Here is a 12,512-nt window from a genome sequence, read left to right on the forward strand (position 1 = left end):
TTTAAAATGGGATAAAAATTATCTTTTATAAATAATATTCCAAATTATTAAATGAATTACTATTCTTCTATTCTTATTAAATTAATTTCATCTTTTACAAATTCTTGAACTTGTAATTCTTGCAATAATTTATTGATTTTTGCTTCATTTGCAAGATGAGTTGTGATAAAAATCGTCCTTGATTGATTTTTTGATGGGCGTTGCATTAGACTATCTATGCTAATTTCATTATTGCTCATTAAACTTGTAATTTTGTTTAAAACACCTATCTTATCATCTACACTTAATCTTAAATAATATTTAGAAGTTATATCGCAAGTTGATACTAAAGATACCACTGGTAATTCATTATATCCTAGCATTTTACGAGTTTTATTATCAGCTATTTGCATTAAATCGCTTAAAACAGCACTAGCAGTCTCAAGACTTCCTGCACCTGCTCCATAATACAAACTCTCTCCTAAAGCATTATCGTTAAGTAAAATAGCATTCATAGAATTATTTACACTAGCTAAGATATGATTTTTATCTATTAATGTTGGATGAACTCTAATTTCTACCTTATCATTATTTTGTTTTGCAATTGCTAAAAGTTTAATTCCAAATTCAAATTCTTTAGCAAAATAAAAATCATCATTGCTAATCTTATCAATTCCTTGAACCAAAATATCTTCAGGTTTTATATTAACTCCATAAGCAAGACTTGCTAAAATGGTTAGTTTATGTGCTGCGTCCATTCCGTTAATATCTAATGTAGGATCAGCTTCTGCATAGCCTAATTCTTGAGCTTGTTTTAAAGCTATTTCATAACTTAAGCCTTCATTTTGCATTTTTGTAAGAATATAATTTGAAGTGCCGTTTAATATACCTTTAATACAATTAAATTTATTCGCACTTAAACCTTCTTTGATAATTTTAATAATAGGCACACCACCAGCAACACTTGCTTCATAGCCAAAATATTGATTAGGCTTTAGCATATTTTCAATATCATAACGATAATAAGCAAGTAAAGCTTTATTAGCTGTTATTACATGTTTTCCTTTTTCAAGAGCTTTTTTAATGCACTCATAAGCAAATGTAGTCCCGCCCATTAATTCACAAACTACATCACAATCGCTATTTAAAATATCTTCAAAATTACTCGTTTGAGTATAAGGACAATTTGCCTTATGCTCTCTTGTATAAACTAAAGAAATTTCTAATTTTTTACCTAGTCTTTTTTGAATTAATTCAGAATTTGTTTTGATTAATTTTGCTACACCACTAGCAACCGTTCCATACCCTAATAAAGCTATTTTCATTACATTCCCTTTATATTTAATCCTAATCTAATATTTTCTAGCGTAAAAGCATCTCCTACTATCATATAAGCACACATTTTAGGAACTGCTACATTTAATTCTTTAAAATTATTTTCACTTTTATAAGTTGAAATAAGATTTAAATTCTTATCCAAAAATTCAATCTTTGGATACCAAATATTATTTAAATTTCTATCAATTACGAGCTTAGAAATATTATTAACTTTTATAAAATACGCATCAAGTGGTTTAGTAAGCTCTAATAAATCGCCTTTATTTAATTCAAAATCAGCTTGTATATTTGCTCTGCTAAAATCAAGTTCATAACTAAATTCATTCTGATTTCTTCTAGCATCTATTATATATACCCCTGTCTTTTTTAAAGCTTCGTATAAAGCACCTGGGTCTATACTAAATTTTGAATTAATCGTAAAAGCAACACTAATTTCATCATTATTTTTTACATATTCACTAACTAAATAATAATTAATTCCTATTTGCTCATAAGCTTTTGTAATAGCCTTTAAAAATATCCCTGCTTTTGCCTTTGCGCTAAATTTAATTTGCATATTTGTAGCGTTTGAATAAGCATAAGTTAATAAAGAATTCATTTTTAAAACTTGAGTAATTGCTTTAATATTTGGCATATTTCCTTGCATATAAGACCCACTAGGAAATAATAATCTAAGCTTTGCATCTTTGCTATCATCATTTACTAATTTTGAAGCTATTTCATAAGAAGAAGTAGCATAAGAAAAACTAGCTAATACAAATAAACATATTAATTTTTTCATTATTTTGCCTTATCTAATTTTGTATATTCTTTTTGACTTAAAAAAGTAACTTTTCCATCTTTAAATAAAATATATCTAGCATCATTTGTGGTAGGTAATTCTATCTTAGAACCATCTAATTCAAGGGTGAATAAGTTATTACCAACAAAAATTAAAGAGTCTTGAGTAAAACTAGCACTTTTTACTATCATATAATTTTTAGTTTCTTTTGTTTTTAAATTCTTAACACTAACCCAAACCTTAGAATTTGGACTTAATAATAATTTATTATCTTTTTTAATCTCTACTTTAGGCTCTATAATCTCTGCTTTTTCTTCTTTAATTTCATTAGATTTTACTTCTTGAACTTTAACTTCTTGAGTTTTAATCTCTTGTGGTTTTATTTCAGGAATAAGCTCTACTTGTGCTGGAATTTGAATTGTTTCTTCTTTTGTATTTATCTTACTTTCTTCTAAATTTTCAGGCTTTTTATCTTCTTTTACCTCTTCAAGCTTTTTCTCTACTAAAGGAGTAGCTGGTTTTATTTCTTCTTTTACTTCTTTAATAGGTTCTATTTGAGTTTTGGTTTGTGTAGAATTTTCTTGCTGATTTACTTGCAATTCTTCTATTGGTTTTTCTTGAGTTGTGGTATTTTCTACTACTTCTTGAGAATTTTCATCATAATAATTAAAATAATAAAAAACCCCAGCTATTACAATAATAGTAGCTAAACTAAGATATATAAAATAAGCTAAATTACTATTTGATTCCTTATCAGAGTTATAACCCATTACTTTAGGTTTTACTTTTAAAGAATTTTTTTTGTCCTTAAAATGATTGTTTTTATATTCATTATATTCATTTAACCATTCGCTAAAATCAATATTATATTCACGCTCTAAAATCTTTATATTCATTGCAATATTAACACTACTTAAATTCTCATAATCTTTATTAATTATTGCTTTAATTCTAGCTTCATCTAAGTGAGTTTTTAAAGCTATTTCTTTAACAGAAAAACTTTTTAAATAATCTACTTCATTCATTTATCATCCTATCGCCTAAAATAGCAAAAGCATTACTAACATTTAGGCTATCAAAATTATTTTTCATAGTAATTTTTACTTCTTCATTACAAGATTTAATAATCTTAGAACTAAGTCCATTACCTTCGCTACCCATAACTAAAACCGATTTTGTAGCATATTTTATTTTATTATGCTCTTTAGCGTTTTCTGAATTATTTGCAGCATAAAAGCTAAAACCAACTTGCTTAAATTCATTAACCAAGCTTAAAATATCCTTAGTAAATGCTAATTTTAATTCAAGTAAAGCACCAGCACTAGAACGCATAACTGCTTCTATATTAATATTATTTCCTGAATGAATAATCCCATCAAACCCTAAAGCATAAGCACTTCTAGCAATTGAACCTATATTTCCAACATCGCTTAATTCGTGCAATAAAACAATTTTTTCAAATTTTTTAAACTCATTTATATTTGCTAATTCGTATTCGCTAACTTTTGCTAAATAGCCTTGATGATTTCCACCCTTTGCCATTGCTTGAGCTTTAATAAAATCTAACTTATGGATTTTTTTGCCTAATTTTGTAATTTGTCTAAAGCTATCTTTATCTAAATCTTTTGCTAAATATATTTCTTCTATTTTTTCAGGATGTTTTATAATATAGTGCATTAGCACTTGTTTGCCGTAAATTATCATTTTTCACTCTTTAATAAATTTTCATAATTTTGTTTTGGGCTAAGCCCATTTAATTTACTCAATAATTTCGCTTTATCTTTTAAACTTATATTAAGATTTAAAATATCTTGAGAATTTATATTAGAATTTGAAATAGAATTTTCATTATTTATAACCACTACCCATTCGCCTTTTAAATTCTCATTTTTTAAAATATTTGCTAGATTTTTAGCAGAATCTTTATAAGTTTTTTCATACATTTTTGATATTTCTTTAATTAAAAATAATTCTTTATCTTCATCAATTTTTGCAATATCTAATACTAAATCCAAAATCCTTGTAGGAGCTTCATATATAATAGTAGGATAGCTTTGATTTAGAGCATTTTCTATTTGAGCTTGACGATTTTTTTTGATATTTAAAAATCCTAAAAATATAAATTCCTTATCAGAAAACCCACTTGCAACAAGTGCAGTAATAGCAGCATTTGCACCAGGCAAAACACTATATTTTATATCATTTTCTTGAGCATATTTTACTAGTGAAATTCCAGGATCGCTTATGCAAGGCATACCTGCATCACTCAAATAAGCTATATTTTTAGAAAAATCAATTTTAGAAAAATCAAAATCTTTTTCATTGTGTGAATGTAGTGATATGAAATTATTTATATTAAATTCTATATTATATTTACTACTTAATAAATTAAGTAAAGCCTTACAAACTCGCACATCTTCACAAAAAATTAACTCGCAAACTTGTAAGACTTCTAAAGCACGATATGAAATATCGCCTAGATTTCCTATTGGTGTAGGAACGAAATAAAGCATTATTGCATTGAATATTTTTTCTTAAACTTCTCAACTCTACCTGCAGCATCTACGATTTTTTCACTTCCTGTGAAAAATGGATGACAACTTGAGCATATATCTACTCTTAATTCTTCTTTATTTGATTTAGTTACAAAAGTATTTCCACAAGCACAAGTTACAGTGCATTTTTTATAATCTGGATGAATGTCTTTTTTCATAATATTTTCCTTTTTGGCATAAATAAAGCTGTGATTGTATCTTAAATTACATTAAATCTACATTAAAATTTTTGAACTTATGCTTATAATAGCCGTTTTTGCTTTTAAAATATTTGTAATTTTTAGACCTTGAGTTTTAAATAAATTCCTTTCTTTTTCACTAAAACCACCTTCAGGGCCAATTACATATAAACAATCTTTATTAAACTCGCATAAATCATTTTTATTAAAATCAATTAAAACAAAATCATTATAAAGTTTTTTAAGTTCGGCTAAATTATTTAAAATTGTGATTTTTAAAATATCAGCCCTAGCACATTGTGAGCTTGAATTATGCAAAATCTTTTCAAGTTTAGCTAGTTTTTTATCATCAAATTTATAAGATTTTTGAGAAAAATCTGTATAAACTAAAAATAATTCTTCTAATCCTAATTCATTTAAATAAGGTGCAATTTCAAAAATACTATCAATTTCTATCATAGCAAGTGCAATTTTTACACCACTTTTATTTGCTTTAAATTCACATTGTTCTAGCATTTTTAAAATGATTTTATTTCTTTGCATAAATATTATTTCATATTTGTATAAAAACCCATCTAATCTACTTATATTTACTATATTTCCTATTTGTTCTCGCCTAGCTTTAAAATGAGATACTAATTCACTATCTAAAACAATTTCTTCACTACCTGCTAAATCATTAAAATAATAAAACATTGTTAAATCCTGCAATTAAAATAGCAAATAATTTTATAAGCTCTAAAAATAAACTTAATTTTTTAAATTTTAAATATTCTTTACTTTTTCTATATTTTTTAAATTTAATAAATTGAAATATAGAAATTCCTAAAATTAAAATAACAGCAAATAGCATTAAAAATCTAAAATCATTAAAGCCTTTCATAGCTTCAATAATAATGCCTGTAAAAAACACACAAACAATTATCGTATAATAAGCAGGCAAAAGCACTCTAATTCTAAAAATATATTTATGAATATCCTTTAAATATTGTGAAAAAACAAAATATAAAAGTTCTAAAATTATTAAAATATATACAAAAAACAAATGCACACTTATAAAATCACTCATTAAAAACTCCGATTAAAATAATAAAGAATTTGTAACACCAGCAAATATGATTAAAAATATTTTTAATATCTCAAAAACAATACTGAATAATTTAAAATTAAAGCTTTTTTTTGCTTTTTTTATCTTATTAAAAATTACAAGCTGTCTAATGCTAAGATAAAAAATCAAAATCCAACTTAAAAATAAAAAAATCTTAAAATTAAAAAATGCCTTAGTAGCTTCAATAAACATACCACTTAATAACACCAAAACTAAGGCTATAATTTGTATTGGACTAATAATTGAAATTCTTGAAATAAATTTATTAATATCCTTACAACATTGAGAAATAAACAAATAAGAAAATTCTAAAGCTACCAAGCAATACACAAAAAACATATGAATGCCAATAATACTCATTAAACTTCCTTTGGATTTATAAAAATCTCATTATTTTTAATTTTTTCAAATAAATTTATATCACTAAAATCTTCTAAAATTGCCTTAGAAAAAGTTATTTCATTTAAATTAATTCTAGGCTCATCATTATAAAAAGCATCATCATACTCGCATTCAGCCCAGCCTGTTCTAGTCTCATTTAGTCTGATTTTATCTACTCTTACATTCTCATCATTGTGCATTTTTGAATTTTGTAAAATCTTAGAAATTAATATAAAAAACACTATGCTAAGATTTTCTGCACTGATATTACAAGGTAGCTCAACCCACCTAGCTGAATGCTTTTTAATATCATTTACATACTCTAAATCATCGTATTTATAAACACAAGTGCTATGGTCAAACGCATCTATTATTTGCTTAATATTTCCTTTTAAAAGCCCGAAATCATAAACCATTCCCGCTTTATCAAGAGTATTTGCATATAAAATTAATTCTAATTTATAAGAATGTCCGTGTATGCTAGTTTTACATCTTTTTGAACTACAAAACCTAACTATATGAGCATTTTCAAACTCAAATAATTTACCTATTCTCATACACCCTCCAAATCATCATAAATTCTAATATGTATCCTATCTGTATAATTAAAACCATTTTTAATAGCAAATTCTAAAACGCTCTTAGCATTTGCTCTTAATTCATCATTCGTAGCACCCTTTGGCATTAGATAAAAATTAGCGTCTTTATAAGCATTTCTTAATTCAAATAATTCTTGATTATCTTCTAAATCCGCCTTATCTAAAACGATTTTAAAAAATGCTTGTTTTGATAGCTTTAAAATTGAATTAATTGCTTCATAATTTATTCTTTTTTCCTTTGGCATTTTGCTATTTGCAAGTTTTACTCCCATTGCAAAATAACAATTTTTATAAAAATCGTATTCTTTTAAACAAATACTAGCATTAGTCTCAAACTGCACTAAATATTCATTTTTTACCAAATATTCTAAAAGCTCTATAAATTTAGGATTTTCTTGATGAATTAAAGGCTCTCCACCAGTAATTACTATCATAGGTTTGTGCTTAAATGATTTGATTTTTTGAATTGTAATTCCTGTTTCAAATTCCTTATACTCATCGCTAAATTCATTAGTATAAACAGCTCTTAAAGTATCGCAACCAATTAATGTTTTATTATTTTTGCTCTTAACAACTCCAAATCCATAGCAAGAGAAATTGCACCCCGCAAAACGGATAAAATAAGCAAGTCTTCCTGCAAATATCCCTTCACCTTGAATACTTAAAAATTCTTCAACTAATTTCATCATCCACCCGTTTGTGAAAACGACCTAGCAGAGCTTTTATTATCTTCTTCGCTCCATTTATTTTTCTCAGGTTTGTTTTCTAAAACCGTATTTAAAATCTCTAAAGCCTTATTAATATCTTTATTTCTTAAAGCCTTTTTAATACTCATAGCTTCATCAAAATAAAGGCAAGGTATCAAAAATCCTTCCGCACTAAGTCTTAAACGATTGCAGCTATCACAAAAATCGTGCTTGTGTGGATTAATCACACCAAATACATAATCTAACTCATCAATTTTATATAAACTAGCAGGAGAATTTGGCTCTTTCTCAAGTGCATTTATGCTAAATCTTTGCTTGATTTTATCTAATATTTCAACTTCTCTTAATCCACATAATTGTCCGTAAGCGTGTTCGTTTTCCATAAATTCAATAAATCTTATTTGAATATTTTTTTCTTTGCAAAACATAATCAAATCAATTAATTCATCTTCATTAATACCCTTTAAAGGAACGCAATTAATCTTTACTTTTAACCCTACTTTTAAGGCTTCTTCTATACCTTCTAAAACTTCTTTTAAAATATCTTTTTGAGAGATTAATTTTGCTCTTTGTGGCACTAAAGTATCAAGAGATACATTTATTCTTACAAGTCCTGCTGCTTTTAATTTTGCCGCTTGTTCTTTTAATAAAAATCCATTAGTTGTAAGTGCTAAATCCAAATCACTCTTATAATTAATTAGCATTTTTATGAATTTATCCAAATCAGCTCTTACAAGTGGTTCTCCACCAGTTAAACGGATTTTATCTACACCCTTATCCATACATAATTTTGCAAATAAAAATAATTCTTCATAGCTTAATAAATTTTCTTTAGGAACCCAATTAAAAGGAACTTTTGGCATACAATAAAGACAACGGAAATTACATCTTTGAGTAAGTGAAATTCTTAAATAATTTATCCTTCTTCCATACGAATCAATTAACATTTTTAGTCCTTATAAACTTTTTAAAATAATATTAATTGCTTGTGGGCTTTTGTTTAGAAGTAATGCTATTTCTTCTACGCTTTTACCATCTCCAAAAAGTTTTAAAATCTGCATTCTTTCAGCGTCTTCATTAGGACTTAGCCTAGTGATTGGCTCGTTTGCAAGTTCTAAATTTGCAATTCTACTATCTTGGTTTTTTGTAACTTCTTGAATACTTTCTTGAATAATACCTAAATCACTATTTAGCTCATTAATTCTTTCATCAATAATTGAATGTATTAAAAACTCACAATTTTGCATAATATTATCATTAAAATCATTTTGTTTAGCGTTATTTATCTCTGCTAGTTTTAATTTTTCTACATCTTTTTCAAGTCTATGAATAGATTTATAATTCTCATCAATAGCCTTTAAAACCCCATCTAATTTATCATTTAAATCTCTAAAACTAAGTCTTACATAAACAAATAATAAAACTATAAAAATTATAAATACAATATAAATTAATAAATCAATCCCCATTTTTTTCCTTTTTAATATTAATTAAATTCCTTTGAATATCAGCTACAAATAAATTAAGCCCCTCTGTATCATATCTTTTAATTTGAGTGATTTTAAAAGTATGCTCATCAATTGCAATAACAAAACAAGATATAGTTCTATCAACTAAAACAAGCCTTGCATAATATGTTTGATTAGGTTTTAAACTATCTTCAACACGAATATATTCATAATTTATTGAATTTGAATAGGTGCTATTATCTAATTTTATAAATTCATCTTTTTTAAGATTTTTAATCTCTAATAAATCTTTTTTAATATCACAAAGCATTTCAAAAAACAATTTATCTTCAGGATACATATCCATTTTACTAGCTCTGTGTCTATAATCTTGTAGAGATTTATGATAATTAATAGCATTATATTCTTGTAAAAATCTATCTTCTAATTCTTCACATTCTTGATAATCAATCCTAAATCTTGCTTCATACATAATCATTAGCCAACCTTTAAATCTATTATAAAAAATATCAAAAACACTATGCTAACAATAGCATTTATATCAAAAAAAGCTCTTTCTATTTTTTCTGTATTTTTTCTCACTATAAAATGCTCTATTATTAATAAAATTCCTACTATTAATAATCCTAAAAATCCGTAAAATCCAGCATTTACACTAACTAAAAAAACAAACCAAAACAAAAATGCAATCAAATGAAAAATCGCAGCTATAAATAAAGTAGCCGTTTTACCAAAACAAGATGGTATAGAAAATAAATTATTTGCTTTATCAAATTCTAAATCTTGTAAAGCATACAAACAATCAAACCCAGCAGTCCAAAAACAAACCGCAAAACATAAAGCAATAGAATAAGCACTAATAGAATTTGTAAGCACAATTTCACCTGCTACACAAGCAAATCCTAAAGATAAGCCTAAAATAATATGAGCCAAATAAGAAAATCTCTTAAATAAAGAATAAGAACCAAGTAAAGCTAAGGCAAAAAAGCTAAGATAAAAGCAAGTAGTATTTATAAAATACGCTAAAAGCACGAAAATTACAGCATTTGCGATTATAAATAAAAGCAAATTCCCACGCCCTACTCTACCATCTACACTAGGACGATTTTTTGTCCTTTCGTTTAAAATATCAATATCAGCATCAAGCAATCTATTAAGTGCCATTGCGTAATTTCTAGCACAAACAGCACAAAAAATAGCTAAGATAAAATTAAGCCAAATTGATGATAGGCTTAATTCATATAATTTTATAGCACTAAGCATTGAAATAATTAAGAAAGGTAAAGCAAAAATACTATGCTTAAATACGATTAATTCTAAAATGTTTTTTAATTTATTCATAACTCTTCCGTTTTTAATCTAGTTTATAATATTTTAATTAAGATTTAAGGATAAAGATGAAAAAAATTGCTCTCATAGGAACAACTGCAAGTGGCAAAACAAACCTAGCTCATAAACTTGCTAAAGCTTCAAATTCTATAATTTTAAGCCTTGATAGTTTATGTCTTTATAAAGAATTAAATATTATAAATGCCAAGCCAGATAATAAAATGCTAGAAGAGATTAAATACTTTGGAATAAATCTAATTAGCGTAAATGAAAATTATAATGTAGGGCTTTATTTTGATGAATACAAAAAGGCTTTAGAATTTGCAAAAAATAATGACAAAAATCTAATTATAACAGGTGGAAGTGGATTTTATCTAAAAGCAATGCTTGATGGATTAAGCCCTAAAATTAATGATATTAATCATAATTTAAGCCTTGATGAAATCTATAATCTAATGCTAAAAATTGATAAAAACTCAAACATATCAGCAAATGATACTTATAGGCTAAATAAATGGTATAGCATTTATAAAAGCACAAATGAAATTCCTAGCCTTTGGCTAAAAGCAAATACTCAAAAAGCACTTATTAAAGAGATTAAAATATACGATATTTTATGGGATAAAGATATTTTAAACGAAAGAATTAGGCTAAGGACTAAACAAATGCTTAGCTTAAATGCTTATGATGAAGTTATAAATTTATATAAGATTTATGGTGATACAAAAGCATTAAACTCTATTGGAGCTAAAGAAATAATTGATTGTTTTAATCAAAAAATATCTAAAGACGAATTAGAAGATTTAATCACAATTCACACAAGACAACTAGCAAAAAGACAAAGAACTTTTAATAAAAAATTTAATGCAAAAATATTTAATATAAAAAGCGAAGAAGATTTGCAAAACGCATATGAAAGTATTTTAAGCTCACTTTAATAAAAATATTTTTAATTCAAATTCTAAAAAGAATTTGAATTAAAATAAAAATTATTTAAACCAAGATTTAATAGTATCAAATATCCCGTGTTGTTGCTCTTTAGCATCATTTTTGATACCAAAACTCTCATTTAATTTTTCTAATAATTCTTTTTGTTCTGCATTTATATGTTTTGGATACATAATACTAAGTTGGACAAATTGATCCCCTGTTCTTCTTGTATGATGGTTTTTAACACCTTCGCCACTAATTTTTACAAGTTGTTTATCACTTAAGCCAAATGGAATTTGAATACTAGCTTCTCCTCTAATAGTAGGAACAATGATAGTAGAACCTAAAGCTGCTTGGGTAAATAAGATTGGAACATCTATATAAATATCATCACCTTTTCTAACAAACCTATCATCTCTTGTTACACGAAGTTTTATATACAAATCAGAACGCTCATTAGAATTAATCTCATTTCCTTTATTAGAGCATTTTAAAGTTACTCCGTTATCAACTCCTTCAGGAATAGTTACTTCTAATTCTTCTTTTTTATTTTCTTTTCCACTACCTTGACAAGATGAACATTTATCTTTTACTACTTTACCTTTACCGCCACACACATCACAAGTGCTAACCATTTGGAAAAAGCCTTTTCTAATAGCTATTTTGCCCTTGCCATTACATCTTGAGCAAGTAGTTGTAGTTTTACTTGCCGAGCCTGTTCCATCACACTTAATACAATTTGCTTTATAAGAATAATTAACTTTCTTTTTACAACCAAAAATAGCTTCTTTAAAACCTAATTCAAGAGTAATAAATAAATCTTCATCAATTTCTTCATCATCACTATCGCCAAAGCCACCAAAAATATCACTAAAAATATCACTAAAATTTGAAAATCCTTCAAATCCAAAGCCACCAGCACCTGAACCACCATTAAGACCAGCTTCGCCGTATCTATCATATCTAGCTCTTTTAGTGTCATCACTTAAGGTTTCATAAGCTACATTGATTTCTTTAAACTTTTCTTCAGCATCTTTATCGCCTTGATTTCTATCAGGATGATATTTCAATGCCAATTTTCTATAAGCTTTTTTAATTTCTTCAGAACTAGCATTTTTACTAACTCCTAGAATTTCATAAAAGTCACGCATCTTTTT

Annotated in this window: 17 protein-coding genes; 1 reads left to right on the top strand and 16 read right to left on the bottom strand. The window is 26.2% G+C overall.

Translation table 11 applies throughout. The annotated features are described in order from the left end of the window. Positions 1 to 59: 59 nt before the first annotated feature. Genes AVBRAN12637_RS01465 through AVBRAN12637_RS01535 form a run of 15 tightly spaced genes read right to left on the bottom strand, consistent with a single transcriptional unit; the run spans position 60 to position 10,437 of the window. Positions 60 to 1,304: a homoserine dehydrogenase gene (locus AVBRAN12637_RS01465; RefSeq protein ID WP_214116893.1), complete on the bottom strand. Its 1,245-nt coding sequence runs from the start codon at positions 1,302 to 1,304 to the stop codon at positions 60 to 62. Continuing rightward, positions 1,304 to 2,098: a hypothetical protein gene (locus AVBRAN12637_RS01470; protein WP_214116895.1), complete on the bottom strand. Its 795-nt coding sequence runs from the start codon at positions 2,096 to 2,098 to the stop codon at positions 1,304 to 1,306. The genes AVBRAN12637_RS01465 and AVBRAN12637_RS01470 overlap by 1 nt, the downstream gene beginning before the upstream one ends. Continuing rightward, positions 2,098 to 3,123, bottom strand: a complete 1,026-nt coding sequence (locus AVBRAN12637_RS01475) for a hypothetical protein (RefSeq protein WP_214119802.1) — start codon at positions 3,121 to 3,123, stop codon at positions 2,098 to 2,100. The genes AVBRAN12637_RS01470 and AVBRAN12637_RS01475 overlap by 1 nt, the downstream gene beginning before the upstream one ends. Beyond that, a complete protein-coding gene (locus tag AVBRAN12637_RS01480) occupies positions 3,116 to 3,802 on the bottom strand; it encodes a TrmH family RNA methyltransferase (protein ID WP_336615201.1) in 687 nt (228 codons plus the stop codon). The genes AVBRAN12637_RS01475 and AVBRAN12637_RS01480 overlap by 8 nt, the downstream gene beginning before the upstream one ends. After that, positions 3,799 to 4,611 carry a 16S rRNA (cytidine(1402)-2'-O)-methyltransferase gene (rsmI, locus tag AVBRAN12637_RS01485; protein WP_336615202.1) on the bottom strand — a complete coding sequence of 271 codons (813 nt, stop codon included), beginning with the start codon at positions 4,609 to 4,611 and terminating at the stop codon, positions 3,799 to 3,801. The genes AVBRAN12637_RS01480 and rsmI overlap by 4 nt, the downstream gene beginning before the upstream one ends. Then, a complete protein-coding gene (rpmE, locus tag AVBRAN12637_RS01490; protein WP_214116903.1) occupies positions 4,611 to 4,811 on the bottom strand; it encodes a 50S ribosomal protein L31 in 201 nt (66 codons plus the stop codon). Before rpmE ends, rsmI begins: the two co-directional genes overlap by 1 nt. A gap of 57 nt (positions 4,812 to 4,868) precedes the next feature. Next, a complete protein-coding gene (locus AVBRAN12637_RS01495; protein WP_214116905.1) occupies positions 4,869 to 5,528 on the bottom strand; it encodes a 16S rRNA (uracil(1498)-N(3))-methyltransferase in 660 nt (219 codons plus the stop codon). Further along, positions 5,512 to 5,901 carry a hypothetical protein gene (locus AVBRAN12637_RS01500; RefSeq protein ID WP_214116907.1) on the bottom strand — a complete coding sequence of 130 codons (390 nt, stop codon included), beginning with the start codon at positions 5,899 to 5,901 and terminating at the stop codon, positions 5,512 to 5,514. Before AVBRAN12637_RS01500 ends, AVBRAN12637_RS01495 begins: the two co-directional genes overlap by 17 nt. Positions 5,902 to 5,913: 12 nt before the next feature. Then, positions 5,914 to 6,300, bottom strand: a complete 387-nt coding sequence (locus AVBRAN12637_RS01505; RefSeq protein WP_336606707.1) for a hypothetical protein — start codon at positions 6,298 to 6,300, stop codon at positions 5,914 to 5,916. Next, on the bottom strand, positions 6,300 to 6,878 hold the full coding sequence (locus AVBRAN12637_RS01510; protein ID WP_214116911.1) for a 6-pyruvoyl trahydropterin synthase family protein: 579 nt from the start codon (positions 6,876 to 6,878) through the stop codon (positions 6,300 to 6,302). Before AVBRAN12637_RS01510 ends, AVBRAN12637_RS01505 begins: the two co-directional genes overlap by 1 nt. Further along, complete coding sequence (locus AVBRAN12637_RS01515) at positions 6,875 to 7,606, bottom strand: 7-carboxy-7-deazaguanine synthase QueE (RefSeq protein WP_336615203.1); 732 nt, start codon at positions 7,604 to 7,606, stop codon at positions 6,875 to 6,877. The genes AVBRAN12637_RS01510 and AVBRAN12637_RS01515 overlap by 4 nt, the downstream gene beginning before the upstream one ends. Continuing rightward, a complete protein-coding gene (gene moaA / locus AVBRAN12637_RS01520; protein ID WP_336615204.1) occupies positions 7,606 to 8,574 on the bottom strand; it encodes a GTP 3',8-cyclase MoaA in 969 nt (322 codons plus the stop codon). The genes AVBRAN12637_RS01515 and moaA overlap by 1 nt, the downstream gene beginning before the upstream one ends. Before the next feature lie 9 nt (positions 8,575 to 8,583). Beyond that, positions 8,584 to 9,096: a helix-turn-helix domain-containing protein gene (locus AVBRAN12637_RS01525; protein WP_214116919.1), complete on the bottom strand. Its 513-nt coding sequence runs from the start codon at positions 9,094 to 9,096 to the stop codon at positions 8,584 to 8,586. Next, positions 9,086 to 9,574: a hypothetical protein gene (locus tag AVBRAN12637_RS01530; RefSeq protein ID WP_336615205.1), complete on the bottom strand. Its 489-nt coding sequence runs from the start codon at positions 9,572 to 9,574 to the stop codon at positions 9,086 to 9,088. The genes AVBRAN12637_RS01525 and AVBRAN12637_RS01530 overlap by 11 nt, the downstream gene beginning before the upstream one ends. Next, positions 9,574 to 10,437, bottom strand: a complete 864-nt coding sequence (locus AVBRAN12637_RS01535; protein WP_336615206.1) for a UbiA-like polyprenyltransferase — start codon at positions 10,435 to 10,437, stop codon at positions 9,574 to 9,576. Before AVBRAN12637_RS01535 ends, AVBRAN12637_RS01530 begins: the two co-directional genes overlap by 1 nt. 56 nt (positions 10,438 to 10,493) lie before the next feature. On the opposite strand from AVBRAN12637_RS01535, the gene miaA reads away from it, so the two are divergent. Then, entirely contained in the window at positions 10,494 to 11,363 is an 870-nt protein-coding gene (gene miaA, locus AVBRAN12637_RS01540; protein WP_336615207.1) for a tRNA (adenosine(37)-N6)-dimethylallyltransferase MiaA, read from the top strand. 51 nt (positions 11,364 to 11,414) lie between these two features. Here the strand turns inward: miaA and dnaJ are convergent, their stop codons facing one another. Further along, complete coding sequence (gene dnaJ / locus AVBRAN12637_RS01545; protein WP_336615208.1) at positions 11,415 to 12,506, bottom strand: molecular chaperone DnaJ; 1,092 nt, start codon at positions 12,504 to 12,506, stop codon at positions 11,415 to 11,417. Between the last annotated feature and the right edge of the window lie 6 nt (positions 12,507 to 12,512).

Origin of the sequence: Campylobacter sp. RM12637 (genome assembly GCF_020137645.1) — a bacterium.
Lineage (GTDB): Bacteria > Campylobacterota > Campylobacteria > Campylobacterales > Campylobacteraceae > Campylobacter_E.

Coding starts and splice junctions, on each gene's coding strand:
- AVBRAN12637_RS01500 (WP_214116907.1), bottom strand. CDS start 5,901: ATGAGTGATTTTATAAGTGTGCATTTGTTTTTTGTATATATTTTAATA.
- dnaJ (WP_336615208.1), bottom strand. CDS start 12,506: ATGCGTGACTTTTATGAAATTCTAGGAGTTAGTAAAAATGCTAGTTCT.
- AVBRAN12637_RS01480 (WP_336615201.1), bottom strand. CDS start 3,802: ATGATAATTTACGGCAAACAAGTGCTAATGCACTATATTATAAAACAT.
- AVBRAN12637_RS01465 (WP_214116893.1), bottom strand. CDS start 1,304: ATGAAAATAGCTTTATTAGGGTATGGAACGGTTGCTAGTGGTGTAGCA.
- AVBRAN12637_RS01535 (WP_336615206.1), bottom strand. CDS start 10,437: ATGAATAAATTAAAAAACATTTTAGAATTAATCGTATTTAAGCATAGT.
- AVBRAN12637_RS01530 (WP_336615205.1), bottom strand. CDS start 9,574: ATGATTATGTATGAAGCAAGATTTAGGATTGATTATCAAGAATGTGAA.
- miaA (WP_336615207.1), top strand. CDS start 10,494: ATGAAAAAAATTGCTCTCATAGGAACAACTGCAAGTGGCAAAACAAAC.
- AVBRAN12637_RS01525 (WP_214116919.1), bottom strand. CDS start 9,096: ATGGGGATTGATTTATTAATTTATATTGTATTTATAATTTTTATAGTT.
- AVBRAN12637_RS01510 (WP_214116911.1), bottom strand. CDS start 6,878: ATGAGAATAGGTAAATTATTTGAGTTTGAAAATGCTCATATAGTTAGG.
- AVBRAN12637_RS01475 (WP_214119802.1), bottom strand. CDS start 3,123: ATGAATGAAGTAGATTATTTAAAAAGTTTTTCTGTTAAAGAAATAGCT.
- rpmE (WP_214116903.1), bottom strand. CDS start 4,811: ATGAAAAAAGACATTCATCCAGATTATAAAAAATGCACTGTAACTTGT.
- AVBRAN12637_RS01505 (WP_336606707.1), bottom strand. CDS start 6,300: ATGAGTATTATTGGCATTCATATGTTTTTTGTGTATTGCTTGGTAGCT.
- rsmI (WP_336615202.1), bottom strand. CDS start 4,611: ATGCTTTATTTCGTTCCTACACCAATAGGAAATCTAGGCGATATTTCA.
- moaA (WP_336615204.1), bottom strand. CDS start 8,574: ATGTTAATTGATTCGTATGGAAGAAGGATAAATTATTTAAGAATTTCA.
- AVBRAN12637_RS01495 (WP_214116905.1), bottom strand. CDS start 5,528: ATGTTTTATTATTTTAATGATTTAGCAGGTAGTGAAGAAATTGTTTTA.
- AVBRAN12637_RS01470 (WP_214116895.1), bottom strand. CDS start 2,098: ATGAAAAAATTAATATGTTTATTTGTATTAGCTAGTTTTTCTTATGCT.
- AVBRAN12637_RS01515 (WP_336615203.1), bottom strand. CDS start 7,606: ATGAAATTAGTTGAAGAATTTTTAAGTATTCAAGGTGAAGGGATATTT.